A 15,904-nucleotide genomic window follows, 5' to 3' on the forward strand; every position below is an offset into this window, starting at 1 on the left:
GAGGGATGACGATGCGTATCAACCCAGTCGCCCGCGACGAAGAGTCCGCGGCGTTCTTCGACGGAACCGCGATCGGCGAGTTCCGGCTGTTGCGGCGGCGCGGCACCGGCGAATACCTGGACCCGCGCACGGTCCCGGACCCCGAGGACGATCTGGAGTGGACGGCCGCGGCCGGAACCGGCACGGTGGTGTCGTGGTCGGTGGTGCACAAGCGAGCGCGCGACGGCGGCGAGCCGGAGCGCGTGGTCGTCGGCATCGTGGAGCTGGCCGAGGGACCGTGGTGGTGGTGCCGGCTCGACGCCGAGCCGGACGCGGACCTCTGGCAGCTGCCGGTGCGGGCAGTCTTCGTGCCCTCCGGCCCCGATCCCGACCACGAGAAGGTGCCGGTCTTCGCACCGGCGGAGGAGGACGGCAATGCCCGCTGACGCCCCGGCCGCGCTCGTCGAACAGCGCGGACACGTCCTGGTCATCACGCTCAACCGGCCGCACGCGATGAACGCGGTCAACGCCGAGCTGAGCGAACTCGTCGGCACCGCGCTGGAGCGGGCCGAGCAGGATCCGGAAACGCGCGTCGTCGTGCTGACCGGCGCGGGGGAGCGGGCGTTCTGCGCCGGAGCCGACCTGAAAGCCGTGTCGCGCGGCGAATCGCTCGCCGCGCCGGGCAACGAGGAATGGGGATTCGCCGGCTACGCGCGGCACCCGATCTCGAAGCCGACGATCGCCGCGGTGAACGGGTTCGCCCTCGGCGGCGGCACCGAACTCGCGCTGGCCAGCGACCTGGTGGTGGCGGCCGAATCGGCGAAATTCGGGCTGCCCGAGGTCAAGCGCGGCCTCTTCGCCGCGGCGGGCGGGGTGTTCCGGCTGCCGCGGCAGATCCCGCAGAAGATCGCGATGGAGATGATGTTCACCGGCGAACCGCTGGACGCCGCCCGCGCGGCGACGCTGGGCCTGGTGAACCACGTGGTCCCGGACGCCGACGTGCTGGCCGAGGCACTGGCGCTGGCGGAGAAGATCGCCGCGAACGCGCCGTTGGCGGTGCAGGCCAGCAAACGCGTCGCACTGGGCATTGTGGACGGTGCGATCACGGCCGAGGACAGCGCGTGGGACAACACCCGCGAGAACGCCGTCGGGGTCATGACGAGCGAGGACGTCCGCGAGGGGACGCTGGCGTTCGTCGAGAAGCGCGCGCCGGTCTGGCAGGCGAAGTAAGCGTTCTGTACTCAGGAAAACGCGCTCTGTTCGCATTGGGTTCGCGAACGTCCGTGAAGGGAACCCTGCGGGAATCAGAGTCCCTCAGGGTTCCCCTCACGGACATCGGGCAGCGCCGCACCGCCGACCCCGGGATCGTGGCAGAATCGGTAGATGCGTGGGTGGGGGGCGACGCCGTGGACGCGGGCGCCGAAAACGGGGTGGCGGCAACCTGCGGTCGTAGTGGCCGCTGTCGCGGCGGCAGTGCTCGTCGCGTTGCCTGCCGCGGCAGTGGCGTTGTTCCTGTCCTCGGCCGGGAACGCGACCCTGCACGACCAGATGGACCGGGCGTGCCAGTGGGCGGTCGGAGCCGAGTGGTCCGGCGGGCTGCCGATGTCCCAGCCGTATCCGGGGGACACCGGGCCGACCGGCAAGGCGCTCGACGACGCCCGGCTCGCCTTCGCCCGCGACGCGGTCAAGGACGTGCCGCGGCTGTCCGGCGTGGCCTCGACGCTCACCAGCTCCGCGAAGGTCAACCCGGTCCGGCCGGGTTCGCCGAATCCGGAGCAAGCCGGGACGTGGCTGGTCGCCCAGGAGGATTTCGCCGCGCACCTGCAGGTCCTGGAGGGCGGCTCGGGCCAGGGCATCTGGGTGTCCAGCCAGTTCGCGCGGGCGCGCGGACTGCACGCGGGCGACCGGGTGGCGATCCAGGGCGGCTGGTCCCCGAAGGGAGGCGTGCCGCCGGGCGCTCCGGTGGCGACGATGCCGGTCGCCGCGGTGTACCGGGACCTGCGCGAGCTGCCTGACCAGCCGTTCTGGTGTCATCTGCAGTCGCTGTACCGGCCGAATCCGCTGAGCGAGGCTCCGGTCTTCCCGGTGGCGTTCGTGTCGCGGGACGCGCTGTTCGGGCTCACCCCGGCCGAATCGGGTGTCGGCAGTTCCCTCGAAGCGTCGGTCGACCAGAAAGGGCTGACCACCGCGGACGCGCCTGCCGCTGTCGCCGGCCTGGAGCGGGTCCGAGCGCGCACGGAGAACGCGCCGGACCTGTTCGCGCAGCGTGGCCGGATGCAGTTCACCTCGTCGCTGCGCGGTATCGCCGACCGGGCTGACCAGGTCGAATCCTCGCTGGCCGCGACGGTCGTGCCGATCGGTGTCGCCGGGTCGCTGACCGGGCTGGTCATCTCGGTGACGGTCGGGTCGTTCTGGGTCGAACGCCGCCGGGCGGAGCTGGCGGTGTTGTCCGCACGCGGGGCGGGGCCGGGTGCGCTGGCCGGGAAAGCGTTGCTGGAGCTGGGTTCTATCGCGCTGCTCGGCACGATCGGCGGCTGGTTCGCCGCGCGCGGACTCGTCGGCGCGCTGGGGCCGAGTCCGCTGGTGACGCCGTCCGCGCTCGGCTATTCGATCGGCGGCGCGGCGGTCGCGTTCCTGGCGACGCTCGCCGGGATCGCCGGTTCGGTCGTCTTCCGCACGCGAGCGCTGTTCGACGCGCGCATGTCGCGGATCCGGCATCTGCCCTGGGAAATCCTCCCGCTGGTCGCCGCGGTGGTCTGCTACTTCGCGCTCGGTGACGGGACGCAGACCGGGCTGGGCCAAGCCGGTTCGGTCGCGCGGATCCCGCCGCGGCTGATCGTCGTGCCGTTGTTGCTGGTCTTGGGGCTGGCGATGCTGGTGACCCGGGTCGTGCGGCTGACGTTGCCCCGGATGCGGGCAGTGCGGCGAGAACGGGCGGTGGCGTTCCTGGCCTGGCGGCGGCTCGCTTCGGCGCCCGCTGCGGCAGCCGTGCTGATCGGCGCGACTGCGGTGCCGGTCGCGCTTTCGATCTTCGCCACCACCGTCACCGGCTCCGTCCAGCGCACGCTCGACGACGAGGGCCAATTCCTGGTCGGCTCAGATGTCGTGGTGCGTTTGACCGGCCCCGCCGCGATCCCGTCCGGCCTCAGTGGACAGTCCGCGCTGGTCGACCGCTACGACTCGGCGTATCTGGGCAGCAAGACCGTGAACGTGCTCGGCGTCGACCCGGCGACGTTCGGCTCAGCCGCGTTCTGGGACGACGACGTCAGCGGGCCGACCTTGCCGGAGCTGCTCGATCAGCTGTCCGGCGACACCCCGGTCGGCATCGTCGCCGGGGTCCCGGACGCGCCCGCGCAGGCGACGCTCAGCATCGGGGGCAAGGACCTCCCGCTGCGCGTCGTCACAGTCGCGCAGCTGCCCGGCAAGAGCGCGGGGTTCCCGGAATTGCTGCTGCGCAAGGACATTCTCGCCAAGTTCGCCGGAGAGAGCGTGCACCGCGAGCTGTGGGCGCGCGGCGATCCGGCGCAGGTACTGCCGGAACTGGGCAAAGCCGGGATTCCGGCCGGGACGGTGAGCCGCGCGACGGACGTCACCGCGCACGGCGTGTACGGCGGGATCACCTACACCTTCTCGTTTTTGACTGCAGTGTCCGCTTTGGTCGGTGTCGTAGTCCTAGTTGGACTTTTGCTGTACCTCAACGCTCGTGCGCGCGCCCGGCGCGGAGCGTATGTACTGCTGCGCCGGATGGGCATCACCTCCGCCGCGCATTGGCGGGCGCTCGCCTACGAAGTCGGCGGGTTGCTGGCGGCCGGATTCGTTTTGGGCGTCGGGTTCGCGGCGGTCGCCGTCTCGGTGACCTACCAGGGCTACGATCTCGATCCGGCTACTCCGCCGGACACCGTGGTCCCGGTGCCGTGGGGGCCGGGCGGGCAGCTGCTGCTCGCGGCGGTGGCCATCGCGCTTGTCGTTACTTACGCGGCCCAGCGCGCGGCTGCGCGGGCACTGCCTTCGGAGGTGTTGCGTGACACTGCCTGACGCTGTCCGGGGTACTGGATTGACGCACAGCTACCGCACCGCCGGTCGTTCGCTGACCGCTTTGCACGAGGTGTCGATCGCCGCCGCGCGCGGTCGGATCACCGCGCTGGTCGGGCCTTCCGGGTCGGGCAAATCGACCTTGCTGCGTTTGCTGGCCTGCCTGGAACGACCGGACGAGGGCCGGGTCGAGGTCGGCGGCACGGACGTCACCGCGTTGTCCGCACGGGCTCGCCGGGCCGTTCGGCGGCGGCGGATCGGTTACGTGTTCCAGAATCCCGTCGACAACCTGCTGGACTACCTGACGGTGCAAGAACATCTGGAGCTGGCGGCGAAAATGCGCGGCACCGGTCTTTCGCTGTCCTTGCTCGACCGGCTGGGCCTGGACCACCGCCGCGGCCACCACCCCCGCCAGCTCTCCGGCGGCGAACAGCAACGAACCGCGCTCGCCTTCGCCGCGGTCGGCGACCCGGACGCGGTGCTGGCGGACGAACCGACCGCGCAACTGGACCGTTCCTCGGCCCGGCTGGTCGCGGAGGCGTTCCGTGCGCTGGCGGAGGCGGGGCAGACCGTCGTGGTCGCGACCCACGACGCGGTGCTCGCGGAGGCGGCGGACGACGTGGTGGAACTCGTGGACGGGAGGATCCGGTGAGTGTGCTGCTCAGCCTGTCCGAGGTGAGCCGGTCGCACGGCGGGATGCCAGTGCTGCGGCACACGAGCCTGGACCTGACCGCGGGCGAACTGGTCGCGCTGACCGGTCCGTCGGGCTCGGGAAAGAGCACCTTGCTGATGATCGCGGGCGGCTGGGACACGCCGGACAGCGGGTCAGTGACTGCGCACCCGCCGATGCCGGACGTGCCGGTTTCCGAGCAGCCGTGGCACGCGCTGGCTTTTGTTCCGCAATCGATCGCGTTGTTCGAAGAGCTGACGGTCGCGGACAACCTCGCATTCGCCGCGCGGACCGCGGTGGAGCCGCCGGATCAGTCGAAGCTGCTGGAAACCCTGGACTTGGCGAAACTGGCCGACCGATTGCCGAGCGAGGTGTCGCGCGGGGAACAGCAACGGGGCGCGGTGGCGCGTGCTTTGGCGGCGGGGCCGTTGGTGCTGCTGGCGGATGAGCCGACGTCGCATCAGGACCGCGCGCACGCGGAGATGGTGCTGACGGCTCTGCGCCGGGCAGCGGATCGAGGGACGGCGGTGCTGGTGGCGTCCCACGATCCGCTGCTGGCCGAGCACGCGGACCGCGTAGTCGCGGTCGGCGAGTGAGTCAGTCCACTTTGGACGGATGCCGCGCCAGCGCGGTCACCTGGATGTCCATGTACGGGAACAGCGGCAGGTTCGACAGGATCTGGTGCAGCTCGTCGTGGTCGGCGACGTCCAGCACCGAGTAGTTCGCGTACTCGCCCGCGATCCGCCAGATGTGCGGCCATTTCCCGCTGCGCTGCAGCTGCTGGCTGTACTCCTTCTCGCGCGCGATGAGGGCGTCGCGGACCGCCGGGTCCAGGTCCGCGGGAAGGCGGACGTCCATCCGCACGTGGTAGAGCATGGTTCTCCGATCGAATCAGGCCGGGTCGAGGACGAAGTTGTACTCGATGGTCTCGCCGTCGCCGGACGGCCGGGGGTCGAGCAGCAGTTCCGGCTTCACCGCGGACGCGATGTCGTCGTCGTTGTGCTCGTCGCCCGGGAAGTACAGCTGCGCGGTGAGCAGTTCGTGCCCCGGCGCGGACACCTTGACGTGCAGGTGCGCCGGACGCCAGGCGTGCCAGCCCGCCGCCGCGATCAGTTTGCCGCACGCGCCGTCGGTCGGGATCTGGTACGGCGCGGGGCGCACGGTGTGGATTTCGAAGCGGCCTTCGTCGTCCGCGGTGAAGGTGCCGCGCAGGTTCCACTCCGGGATGTCCGGCGCGAACTGCGAGTACAGCCCGTCCGCGTCCGCGTGCCACAGTTCGACCTTCGCGCCGCCCAGCGCCGCGCCGGTGGTCGAGGTGACCTGCCCGGTCCAGGTGAGCGGGGTGCCCGGCTCGTTTTCCCGCGAGGGCACCGAACCGCGCGCGCCCTGCTCGGGGGCGTCCGGCACGTAGTAGGGGCCCTCGATGGTGCCCTTGTTGCCCTGGCGGTGCTCGGTGGCTACGTCCTCGACGACGTGCTCGACCCAGACGTCCAGGAACAGCGGCCATTCGCCGTCCTCGCCGACGCTGATCAGCCACGATTTGAGCGCGTTGTACTCCTCGTAGGTCACCTTGTGCTTGCGGATCGTCGAGTGCACGGCTTCGAGCACCTCGCGGGCGAGCAGGCTGACCCGTTCCTTCGGGGTGCCCGCGACGCCGGCGAGCTTGTCGCTTTTGAACCGTTCGGTGGCGTTGGCTCCGGACGCGGCGGCGGTGGGGGAATGCGTGGCAGTCATGAATCCTCCTTGATCCATCGGGGGTTTCCGGCTCAGCGGTCCTGCCGGTAGTGCCGGAGCTTGCCGGGGTCGAGTGCGGCGCCGAGGCCGGCGCCGGGGCGGATGACCAGTTCGCCGTCCGCGATGCACAGCGGTTCGGCGAGCAGGTCGTCGGTCATGTCGAGAAAATTGGACAGTTCGCCCGGACGGCGCGAGGTCAGTTCGTACGCCGATCCAAACGCGACAGTGCACAGTGAACCGAGCTGGCCGTCGATCTGGTTGCCCATCACCACTTCCAGCCCGAGCCCGGCCGCGAGGTGGTGTGTGCGCTGCGAACGCGTGAACCCGGTGCGGGCGGTCTTGATGCTGATCGCGGTGGCCGATCCGGAAAGGATCTCGCGGGTCACGTCGGCCGGGGTCACCGCGGATTCGTCGGCGATGAACGGAATGTCCAACCGGGACACCAGCCAGCGGCGGCCCAGCACGTCGTCGGCGGGGCACAGCTCCTCGGCGAACAGCAGGTCGAGGTCGGCCATTTCCTGCATCGCGCGGGCGGATTCCGCGGCGGTCCAGCCGCGGTTGCCGTCCACGTAAAGGTCGACCTCGGCGCCGAACCGTTCCCGCAACGCGCGAACCACCGCGGTGTCAAGGGAAACCGGACGGCGGCCGACCTTCACCTTGAACGTGGTGATGCCGTAGCTGTCGCGAATCCGCTCCGCTTCGGCGACCATCGCGGCCGGCTCGTCGAAGCCGAGCATGTGCGACACCTTCATGCGGTCGGTGTAGCCGCCGAGCAATTCGGTGACCGAGACGTCGAGGCTTTGCCCCAGCGCGTCCCAGATCGCCATGTCCAAAGCGGACTTCGCGGCCGGATTGCCGACGGTGCGGGAGAGGCGGGCGTGCACCGTCTCGCGTTCGAGCAGGCTCAGGCCCACCACCTGCGGGGCGAACACGGTCTCCAGCACAGCCACGATCCCGGCTTGGGTCTCGCCATAGGTGAACGGCCGCGGTGGCGCCTCGGCGACGCCGACCACTCCGTCGTCGGTGTGCACGCGGACCAGCACGTGCTCGGCCGCGTGCACCTCGCCGGAAGCGAAACGCAGCGGTTTGCGGTAGGGGATGGCGAACGGGATCGCCTCCACCCGGGTGATCTTCATCGTGTCCTCCCTGACACGGGCACTTCGACGGGGAACAGCTCGCCGAGCGCGTCGAGCACGGCCGGGACCAGTGCCGAGGCCCGGTCGCGGTGCCAGGCGAGCGCGAGCTGGACGGTGGCGGCCCCGGCGAGGTCGCGGAACACGACCCCGGCCAGCGGCAGCGCCCGCGCGGACGCGGGGACGACGCCGACGCCGAGACCGCCGGCGACCAGGGCGAGCAGCACCGCGGTACCGGCCGCTTCGTGCTCGCGTTGCGGGGTGAATCCGGCGTCGCGGCAGCTGCGCAGCACCGCTTCGTTGACGACGGAGTAGCTGGCCGGGTAGGTGACGAAGGCTTCGGCGCGCAGATCGGCCATCGCCACGACCGGTTCGACCGCGAGCCGGTGGTCGGCCGGGACGGCGAGCACCAGCGGCTCGGTCTCGATGACGTGCAGGTCGAGGTCGCCGCCGGTGACCGGCGGACGCAGCACACCGATGTCGAGCGTGCCGTCGCGCAGCTGTGCGCACTGCTCGCCGGTGAGCAGATCGGCGTGCACCTCGAGTTCGACCTCGGGCAGCCGGTGCTGCAGCGCGCGGGCGACCTGCGGCAGGTGCGACAGCGCGGCGGTGCCGGTGAAGCCGATCCGGGCGAGCCCGCGCCGGCCGTCGGCGATGCGCCGGGCTCCGCGCGCACCCGCCTCGACGGCGTCCAGGATCCGCTGGGCCTCGGCGAGGAAGAACCGGCCGGCCGGGGTGACCTGCACCTGCCGGGTCGTGCGGCTGAGCAGGGCGACGCCCAGCTCGTCCTCCAGCTGCCGGATCGCGTGCGAAAGCGCGGGCTGGGCGAGGTGCAGGCGTTCGGCGGCGCGGCCGAAGTGGCAGGTCTCGGCGACGGCGGCGAAGTACCGCAGGTGGCGCAGTTCCATCGGGGCTGCCTCCTCACCGGCTCCTCGTCCCGCTCACCGTAAGTTCCGGCATTGAGTGAAGACAAGGAGCGGTTTGCGTGCGATTGATAAACGGCATCGATTAATCACACCCTAGGTCAGGACTGGGTCTTGCCCTGGTGTGGCGGCGGCCACGGACTGGCACAGTGCGGTCAACGTCCTGCTCAGGAGCCGATCAGCGCAGATCGCCAGGCCCGTTGGAGGAGTCATGACCGAGCCGCTGGACCACGCCGCTTCCGTTGTCGCGGACGCGGTGGTGGAGGACCCGGAGGCGGGCGTCTACCGCGCGAACCGCCGGATCTTCACCGACGAGGAGATCTTCGAACTCGAAATGAAGCACATCTTCGAGGGCAACTGGATCTACCTCGCGCACGAGAGCCAGCTGCCGGACCCGGGCGACTACTTCACCACCACGATCGGCCGCCAGCCCGTCGTCCTCACCCGCGACAAGACCGGCGAGCTGCACTGCCTGATCAACGCCTGCGCGCACCGCGGCGCGATGATCTGCCGCCGCAAACGCGACAACCGGCCCACGCTGACCTGCCCGTTCCACGGCTGGACCTTCCGCAACGACGGCAAGCTGCTGAAGGTCAAGGACCCGGACGGCGCGGGCTACCCGGAGTCGTTCGACACCGGCGGCTCGCACGACCTGACGAAGGTCGCCCGGTTCGAGTCCTACCGCGGGTTCCTGTTCGGCAGCCTCAACCCGGACGTCGTGCCGTTGGAGGAGCACCTCGGCGACGCCACGAAGGTGATCGACATGCTCGTGGACCAGTCGCCGGACGGACTTGAAGTACTGCGCGGCGCGTCCACGTATACCTACGACGGCAACTGGAAGGTCCAGGCGGAGAACGGCGCGGACGGCTACCACGTCACCGCGACGCACTGGAACTACGCGGCCACCACGGCCCGGCGCAACACCGGCGAATCGGCCAACGACACGAAGACCCTCGACGCCGGTTCGTGGGGCAAGTCCGGCGGCGGCTACTGGTCGTTCCCGCACGGGCACCTGTGCCTGTGGACCTGGGCGGGCAATCCGCAGGACCGTCCACTGTGGCCGCGGATGGCGGAGCTGAAGGAGAAGTACGGCGCCGCCAAGGGCGAGTTCATGGTGCGCGGGTCGCGGAACCTGTGCGTGTATCCCAACGTGTACCTGATGGACCAGTTCTCGACGCAGATCCGGCATTTCCGGCCGATCGCGCCGGACAAGACCGAGGTCACCATCTACTGCATCGCGCCGAAGGGTGAAAGCGCCGAATCGCGGGCGTGGCGGATCCGGCAGTACGAGGACTTCTTCAACGCTTCGGGCATGGCGACGCCGGACGACCTGGAGGAATTCCGGTCCTGCCAGCTTACTTTCCGCGCGACGGCCGCGCCCTGGAACGACATGAGCCGCGGTGCGCGGCATTGGCTCACCGGGCCGGACGAGGTCGCGTCGTCGCTCGGGCTCGACGGTGTCGTGTCGGCTGGGCAGAAGAACGAGGACGAGGGGCTTTACCCGGTGCAGCACGGGTATTGGCAGGAAACCATGCGCGCGGCGATCGCCCGCGAGCAGGCCGTTCGAGGAGAAGCCCGATGACCGTCGCCGCCGAGAAGACCATCACCCAGCACGATGTCGAACAGTTCCTCTATCGCGAGGCGCGGTATCTGGACGACCGCGAATTCGAGAAGTGGCTGGAATGCTACGCCGACGACGTCGTGTACTGGATGCCTTCCTGGGGCGACGACGATCTGCTCACCGAGGACCCGCAGCGCGACATTTCGCTGATCTACTACCCGAACAAGGGCGGCCTCGAGGACCGCGTCTTCCGGATCCGCACCGAACGGTCGAGCGCGACGTCCATCCCGGAGCCGCGGACCAGTCACAACATCTCGAATGTCGAACTGATCGAGCGGCACGGCGATCTCGTGGACGTCCGGTTCAACTGGCACACAATGTATTTCCGGTACCACACGGTCGATCCGTACTACGGGACTTCGTTTTACACCATCGATTTCTCCGGGCCGTCGCCGTTGATCCGGCGGAAGACGGTGGTACTCAAGAACGATTACATCCATCACGTCGTCGACGTGTACCACTTCTGAGCGGAGGCGGTCATGAACCACCGGATCGCTCTGTCCTTTGAGGACGGTGTCACTCGCTTCGTCGCCTGCGCGCCGGATCAGACCGTCGCGGACGCGTCGTACCGGCAGCGCATCAACATCCCGCTCGACTGCCGCGACGGTGCGTGCGGAACCTGCAAGGCGTTCTGCGAATCGGGGGAGTACGAGGGCGGTTCCTATCTCGAAGACGCCTTGAGCGCGGACGAGGCGGAGCGGGGTTATGTGTTGCCGTGCAGCATGAAGCCGAAGTCCGATCTGGTGTTGCAGATCGCCAGCACGTCGGCGGTCGCGAAGACGCAGGCTGCCGAGCACCACGGCACTCTCGTCGCGCTGGAGCGGCTTTCGCCGACGACGATGTCGCTGACGGTGGAGATCCGCGATCGCGATCGTCTCGCGTTCCTGCCCGGGCAGTACGTGAATATCGCCGTTCCCGGTACCGAGGCGACGCGGTCGTACTCGTTCAGCAACGCGCCTGAGGACGAGCGGCTGACTTTCCTGGTGAAGCTCTCGCCGGGCGGGGTCATGTCGGATTACCTGACCGGACGGGCGAAATCCGGCGACGAGCTGACCTTCACCGGCCCGCACGGGAGCTTCTTCCTGCGCGAGACGGATCGACCGGTGCTGTTGCTGGCCGGGGGCACGGGGCTCGCGCCGATTCTGTCCATTGTGCGCACTATGCGCGATTCCGGGGTGACCAGGCCCGCGCATCTGGTGTACGGCGTGAGCACCGACGACGACCTGGTGGAGACGGCGACGCTGGAGAAGCTCGCCGGAGATGTTCCGGGGCTGACCTGGGATTACTGCGTCTCGGATCCGGGGAGTGCCGCGCCGAACAAGGGCTATGTGACCACGCTGATCCGGGACGAGCACCTGCACGGCGGGGACGTCGCGGTGTATCTGTGCGGTCCGCCGCCGATGGTGGAGGCGGTGCGGGGACATTTCGCGTCGGCGGGGTTCGAGCCGACCGGGTTCTATTACGAGAAGTTCGCGCTCGCCGCGCCGGTCCGCGCGCCGGAGATTCCGGTGCAACCGGTGGTGGTGGCCGATCCGGAACCCGAGCCGGAACTGGAGTTCGTCGCGGGTCGCGCACTGGCCGGGCAGGAGTTGTTCCCGACGGTCGAATTGGCCCCGTTGCGGGCCGGAGCGGCGCTGTCCGCGGCGGAAGAAGCACGGGTCGCGCGCACGATCGCGGGCCAGGAAATGCTGCCCGCGGCCGATGAGACGCCGGGAGAGTACGAAATCGGCGAGGAACACCCGTCCGTGCACGAATCGGACGCGGTGTTCGAGGCTCGCCAAGCCCTCGAACTGGGTGCGCTCGAATTGACCATCGGACGGCTGACGTCCGGCCAGCTAGCCGGATACCGGCTGCTGGCCGAGTCGACAGTGCCCTATGTGGACGGTGACCGGTTCCTGGACGCCGCTGCCTACACCGAAACCAACGCGGCCTTCCACGACTACCTGTTCACGCTCACCGGCAACGAGCATCTGCTGCAGGCATATCAGGCGCTCGGCGTGAAAGGCCACATGGCCGAGACGCTGCGCAACGCGACCTGGTGTCATCCGCGCTGCACACAGGATCACTTGGACCTGGTCGCGGCGTTCGAGTCCGGAGACCGGGCGACCGCGCGACGGCTGGTCATCGAGCACGCGGAACGGTCGAAGGTCACCACCCGGCGGGCCATGGGCGGTGCTGCGGCGGCACCGAAGTTCCTGTCGCCAGGGCGGTTCGCGGGCAAGGTCGTGGTGGTCACTGGGGCCGCGCAAGGGATCGGCGAGGCGACTGCCCGGCGGATCGCCGCGGAGGGCGGCTCCCTGGTGCTCGCCGACCGGTCCGGCCTGGTCAGCGGCCTGGCCGACGAACTGCCCGAGGCCGCCGCGGTGATCGCCGACCTGGAGACCTGGGCGGGCGCGCAAGCGGTCGCGGAGGCGGCGCTCGCCCGGTTCGGCCGGATCGACGTGCTGGTCAACAACGTCGGCGGCGCGCTGCGGTTCAAGCCGTTCACCGAGTTCGGCCCGGACGAGATCGAGGCCGAGGTCCGCCGGTCCCTGCTGACCACCTTGTTCTCCTGCCGGGCCGCGCTGCCGTCGATGGCGCAGCGGGGCGGCGGGGTGATCGTGAACGTCTCGTCGGCGGCCACCCGCGGAATCCACCGGATCCCTTACTCGGCGGCGAAAGGCGGGATCAACGCGCTTACCGCGTCGCTGGCGTTCGAGCACGCTGACGCCGGCGTGCGCGTGGTCGCGACCGCGCCGGGCGGGACCGAGGCCCCGCCGCGCCGGATCCCGCGCGGCGGCCCCGATCCGGCCACCGACCGGGAACGGGAGTGGTTCCAGGCGCACATCGACCAGACTGTCGGGTCGTCATTGCTGAAGCGGTACGGCACCCTGGACGAGCAGGCCGCGGCGATCGCGTTCCTGGCCTCGGACGAGGCCTCGTACGTCACCGGCACCGTCCTGCCCGTCGCCGGGGGCGATCTCGGCTGACGGCGGCATCCGGCGAAGCGGGGAGGACCGTGACGACAGCGGCGGAGGAGCTGGCCGGCCTGCTTTCCCAGGCGGGGCGCGCGGTGCTGCTCTGCGGTCCGGCCGGATGCGGGCGCACCACGCTGGCGCGGCGGGCCGCTGACGCGTTCCCCGGGCCGGTGCTCCGGGCGACCGCGGCCGAATGGGAGAGTCGCAGCGGGTTCGCCGTGCTGCGGCAGCTGTTCCCGGATTTGCCGACCGGCGGCGGACCGTTGCCGGTCGCGGGGCGGATCGCGGCGGAGCTGGTGCCGGGGACCTTGCTGGTGGTCGACGACGCCCAGCTGTCCGATGTGGACTCGGTGCGGACGCTGTCGTCGCTGCTGCGGCATCATCCGGCGGTGCGAGCCACGGTGTTGTTCACTGCGGCGACAGGGGATTCGCGCGCTCGTGCGGACGTTCTGGAGCTGCTCGCCCGGATGTCCGGCGACGAGGTGCGCGTGCCGCCTCTGGACGCCGCGGAAGTGTCCGAAATGGCCTCGGCGCGCGGTATCGCCTTGCATCCGACGATGGCTGAACGGTTGTGCCGGCAGACTCTCGGCCGACCGCGCTATGTGGTGCAGCTGCTGACCGAGGTACCGCGGACTACGTGGGCCGGGTTCGATCCCAACCTGCCTGCTCCGGCCGCTGTCGCTGCTTCGGTCCGGGAGGGGGTTTCGCAGCTTTCCCCTGCGGCGGAACGGTTTGTCGCGGCTGCCGCAGTGCTCGGTGCTGGCGCGGCGGTGCGGTCGGTGGCGTCGTTGGCCGATCTCGACGGCGATCCATTGCCAGTGCTCGACGAGGCGTGCGCGGCGCGGCTGGTCGAACTCGCGCCGCGCGGGCTCGCGGAGGTGGGGCCGCCGGATCCGATGGTGCGTGCGGCTGTGCTCGCCGGACTGGGGCCGGAGCGGCGGTCGAAGCTTCAGCGGCGGGCGGCTGAGCTGGTCGAGGATCCGGCGCGGAGCTTGCGGTTGCTGGTCGCGGCCAGTCCGGTGCCGGACGCGAGCGTCGCCGATCGACTGGACGCGCTGGCGGTCGAGCGGGCCGCGGCGGGGGCGTGGGGAACGGCTGCGGTGCTGCTCAACGACGCTGGGCGGCTTACTGAGGACGCTGAGCTGCGGCAGGCTCGGATCACCCGGGCGGTCGACGCGCTGATCGGGGCCGGCGATGTGTTTCGGGCCGCTGCGCTCGCTCCGGAAGTCGAGAGCATGCGCGAGACGCCGTTGCGGGACGCGGTGCTGGGTTACCTCGCGGTGGTGCGCGGCCGGGCGGCGGAAGCTGGCGGACGGTTGAGCCGGGCCTGGGATATCGTCAACGCTTCGCGGGATCCGGAGACGGCCGCGTTGATATGTCAGCGGTATGTCCTTGACGCGCTTTGCCGGTATTCCGCCGAGGATCTCGTGCGGTGGGCGGATCGGGCTCTTGAATTGGCCGTGCCGGAGACTCCGGCGGCGGTGGAGGCGGCGGCGATCCGGGGGCTCGGGCTCGCTGCTTCGGGGCGGGCCAAGCAGGCTCGGCGGGATTACGGGCAGTTGTCCGAGCGGATTCGGCACGGTGCGCAGGCGCAGCGGGTCGTCATGGCGCGGGGATGGCTGAATCTGCTCACGGATCGGATCGACGACGCTCGGGTGGATTTGGAAAGTGCGGTGCCTACTAGTTATTTGGGTGGGTCGGCGCGGATTTCCTTGTGGGCACAGGCTTGGCTGGCGCGGACGTTGTTCCTGAGCGGGGAATGGGACGACGCGTTGCGGGTGGTCCGGGAAGCGCTCGTGCTGGTGGACCGGACTGGGATCGTGGTTACCGCGCCGTTGCTGCACTGGACTTCGGCTGCGGTGCACGCGTTGCGGGGCGATCAGGGGCGGGCCGAGGAGGCGTTGCTGGCTTGTGCTGCTGGGTCACAGGACTACGAGATCATGCGGGTTCCGGCTTTGCTGGCCCGGGCGCAGGTCGCCGAGGCGGCCGCGGATTCCGCTGGGGTGCTGCGGGCGTTGCATCCGTTGACTCGGTTGTCGTTGCCGTGTTCGGTGGATGAGCCTGGGCATTGGCCTTGGCAGGATCTGTACGCGCACGCCTTGGTCCTTAGTGGACGGTCAGAGGAGGCGGATGCGTTCCTGGCTCCGCATGAGCGGGCTGCGGGGAAGCGGGAGCATGCTTCGGCTCGGGCCCGGTTGGCGGCTGCTCGGGGGCGGCTACTGGGGGCGCGGAATGATCATGTGGGGGCGGTGGCTGCGTTTGATGCGGCGGTGGAGTTGATCGGGGGGTTGCCGTTGCGGTATGACCAGGCTCGGATCGCGTTCGCTTATGGGCAGACGTTGCGGAGGTTGGGGCGGAGGGCTCGGGCGGATACGCAGTTGGTCGCTGCTCGGGACGGGTTCGCGTCTATGGGGGCGGTGACTTATGTGGCTCGGTGTGAGCGGGAGTTGCGGGCTGGTGGGGTGCATTTGCCGAGGGGCGGGGCGGATCGGCTGACGCCGCAGGAGGAGGCGGTGGCGCGGATGGTGGCTCGGGGGCAGTCCAATCGGGAGGTGGCTGCGGAGTTGTTTTTGTCGGTGAAGACTGTGCAGTACCACTTGACTCGGATTTATGCGAAGTTGGGGATCCGGGGGAGGACTGAGCTGGCTGTGTTGCGGTCTGGGGAAGAGGGGTAGGGGGCGGCTCGTCGCCTGGCGGCGACATTGCTCGTGGGTCTGCGTGGGGCACCCCGAAGCTTGATTGTGATGACGGTCTTGGGGTGCTTGTCAAGGCGGGAAAGATGCCTTGACAAGCACCCCAAAACCGCATTTTTGGCTCCTCTCGGGGTGCGGGGGGGGTGTGGGTGCACGGTTTGC

13 protein-coding genes are annotated in these 15,904 nt (G+C 69.8%); 9 read left to right on the plus strand and 4 right to left on the minus strand.

The window, feature by feature from the left end; genetic code table 11:
* Positions 1-11: 11 nt before the first annotated feature.
* The 5 genes from ACZ7SW_RS36695 to ACZ7SW_RS36715 all read left to right on the plus strand — a co-directional run bounded on the left by ACZ7SW_RS36695 (position 12) and on the right by ACZ7SW_RS36715 (position 5,277).
* Complete coding sequence (locus ACZ7SW_RS36695) at positions 12-425, plus strand: Zn-ribbon domain-containing OB-fold protein (protein ID WP_470234953.1); 414 nt, start codon at positions 12-14, stop codon at positions 423-425.
* On the plus strand, positions 415-1,209 hold the full coding sequence (locus ACZ7SW_RS36700; protein WP_470234954.1) for a crotonase/enoyl-CoA hydratase family protein: 795 nt from the start codon (positions 415-417) through the stop codon (positions 1,207-1,209). Before ACZ7SW_RS36695 ends, ACZ7SW_RS36700 begins: the two co-directional genes overlap by 11 nt.
* A gap of 153 nt (positions 1,210-1,362) precedes the next feature.
* On the plus strand, positions 1,363-4,014 hold the full coding sequence (locus ACZ7SW_RS36705; protein ID WP_470234955.1) for an ABC transporter permease family protein: 2,652 nt from the start codon (positions 1,363-1,365) through the stop codon (positions 4,012-4,014).
* Positions 4,001-4,663, plus strand: coding sequence for an ABC transporter ATP-binding protein (locus ACZ7SW_RS36710; protein ID WP_470234956.1), 663 nt, complete (start codon positions 4,001-4,003; stop codon positions 4,661-4,663). Before ACZ7SW_RS36705 ends, ACZ7SW_RS36710 begins: the two co-directional genes overlap by 14 nt.
* The gene (locus ACZ7SW_RS36715) at positions 4,660-5,277 is read left to right on the plus strand and encodes an ABC transporter ATP-binding protein (RefSeq protein ID WP_470234957.1); all 618 of its coding nucleotides are present in this window, start codon (positions 4,660-4,662) and stop codon (positions 5,275-5,277) included. Before ACZ7SW_RS36710 ends, ACZ7SW_RS36715 begins: the two co-directional genes overlap by 4 nt.
* Position 5,278: 1 nt before the next feature.
* Here ACZ7SW_RS36715 and catC read toward each other — a convergent pair whose 3' ends face one another.
* From catC to ACZ7SW_RS36735, 4 genes are read right to left on the minus strand one after another with little or no spacing between them, the layout of a single operon-like run.
* Positions 5,279-5,557 carry a muconolactone Delta-isomerase gene (catC, locus tag ACZ7SW_RS36720; RefSeq protein WP_406634616.1) on the minus strand — a complete coding sequence of 93 codons (279 nt, stop codon included), beginning with the start codon at positions 5,555-5,557 and terminating at the stop codon, positions 5,279-5,281.
* Positions 5,558-5,572: 15 nt separating this feature from the next.
* Complete coding sequence (gene catA, locus ACZ7SW_RS36725; RefSeq protein WP_470234958.1) at positions 5,573-6,415, minus strand: catechol 1,2-dioxygenase; 843 nt, start codon at positions 6,413-6,415, stop codon at positions 5,573-5,575.
* 32 nt (positions 6,416-6,447) lie between these two features.
* Positions 6,448-7,551, minus strand: coding sequence for a mandelate racemase/muconate lactonizing enzyme family protein (locus tag ACZ7SW_RS36730; protein ID WP_470234959.1), 1,104 nt, complete (start codon positions 7,549-7,551; stop codon positions 6,448-6,450).
* On the minus strand, positions 7,548-8,456 hold the full coding sequence (locus ACZ7SW_RS36735) for a LysR substrate-binding domain-containing protein (RefSeq protein ID WP_470234960.1): 909 nt from the start codon (positions 8,454-8,456) through the stop codon (positions 7,548-7,550). Before ACZ7SW_RS36735 ends, ACZ7SW_RS36730 begins: the two co-directional genes overlap by 4 nt.
* A gap of 226 nt (positions 8,457-8,682) precedes the next feature.
* Between ACZ7SW_RS36735 and benA the strand changes: the two genes are divergently transcribed.
* From benA to ACZ7SW_RS36755, 4 genes are read left to right on the plus strand one after another with little or no spacing between them, the layout of a single operon-like run.
* Positions 8,683-10,053, plus strand: coding sequence for a benzoate 1,2-dioxygenase large subunit (gene benA, locus ACZ7SW_RS36740; protein WP_470234961.1), 1,371 nt, complete (start codon positions 8,683-8,685; stop codon positions 10,051-10,053).
* The gene (gene benB, locus ACZ7SW_RS36745) at positions 10,050-10,559 is read left to right on the plus strand and encodes a benzoate 1,2-dioxygenase small subunit (protein WP_470234962.1); all 510 of its coding nucleotides are present in this window, start codon (positions 10,050-10,052) and stop codon (positions 10,557-10,559) included. The genes benA and benB overlap by 4 nt, the downstream gene beginning before the upstream one ends.
* Before the next feature lie 12 nt (positions 10,560-10,571).
* Positions 10,572-13,061 (plus strand): benzoate 1,2-dioxygenase electron transfer component BenC, encoded by a 2,490-nt coding sequence (gene benC, locus ACZ7SW_RS36750; protein ID WP_470234963.1) that lies wholly within the window; start codon positions 10,572-10,574, stop codon positions 13,059-13,061.
* A gap of 29 nt (positions 13,062-13,090) precedes the next feature.
* Positions 13,091-15,724 carry a LuxR C-terminal-related transcriptional regulator gene (locus ACZ7SW_RS36755; protein WP_470234964.1) on the plus strand — a complete coding sequence of 878 codons (2,634 nt, stop codon included), beginning with the start codon at positions 13,091-13,093 and terminating at the stop codon, positions 15,722-15,724.
* Positions 15,725-15,904: the final 180 nt, after the last annotated feature.

This window comes from Amycolatopsis sp. NPDC114484 (genome assembly GCF_055633755.1).

Bases quoted from the DNA above. Each gene is read 5' to 3' on its own strand.
- benC (WP_470234963.1), top strand. From the start codon at position 10,572: ATGAACCACCGGATCGCTCTGTCCTTTGAGGACGGTGTCACTCGCTTC.
- ACZ7SW_RS36730 (WP_470234959.1), bottom strand. From the start codon at position 7,551: ATGAAGATCACCCGGGTGGAGGCGATCCCGTTCGCCATCCCCTACCGC.
- ACZ7SW_RS36695 (WP_470234953.1), top strand. From the start codon at position 12: ATGCGTATCAACCCAGTCGCCCGCGACGAAGAGTCCGCGGCGTTCTTC.
- benB (WP_470234962.1), top strand. From the start codon at position 10,050: ATGACCGTCGCCGCCGAGAAGACCATCACCCAGCACGATGTCGAACAG.
- catC (WP_406634616.1), bottom strand. From the start codon at position 5,557: ATGCTCTACCACGTGCGGATGGACGTCCGCCTTCCCGCGGACCTGGAC.
- ACZ7SW_RS36735 (WP_470234960.1), bottom strand. From the start codon at position 8,456: ATGGAACTGCGCCACCTGCGGTACTTCGCCGCCGTCGCCGAGACCTGC.
- benA (WP_470234961.1), top strand. From the start codon at position 8,683: ATGACCGAGCCGCTGGACCACGCCGCTTCCGTTGTCGCGGACGCGGTG.
- catA (WP_470234958.1), bottom strand. From the start codon at position 6,415: ATGACTGCCACGCATTCCCCCACCGCCGCCGCGTCCGGAGCCAACGCC.
- ACZ7SW_RS36700 (WP_470234954.1), top strand. From the start codon at position 415: ATGCCCGCTGACGCCCCGGCCGCGCTCGTCGAACAGCGCGGACACGTC.
- ACZ7SW_RS36705 (WP_470234955.1), top strand. From the start codon at position 1,363: ATGCGTGGGTGGGGGGCGACGCCGTGGACGCGGGCGCCGAAAACGGGG.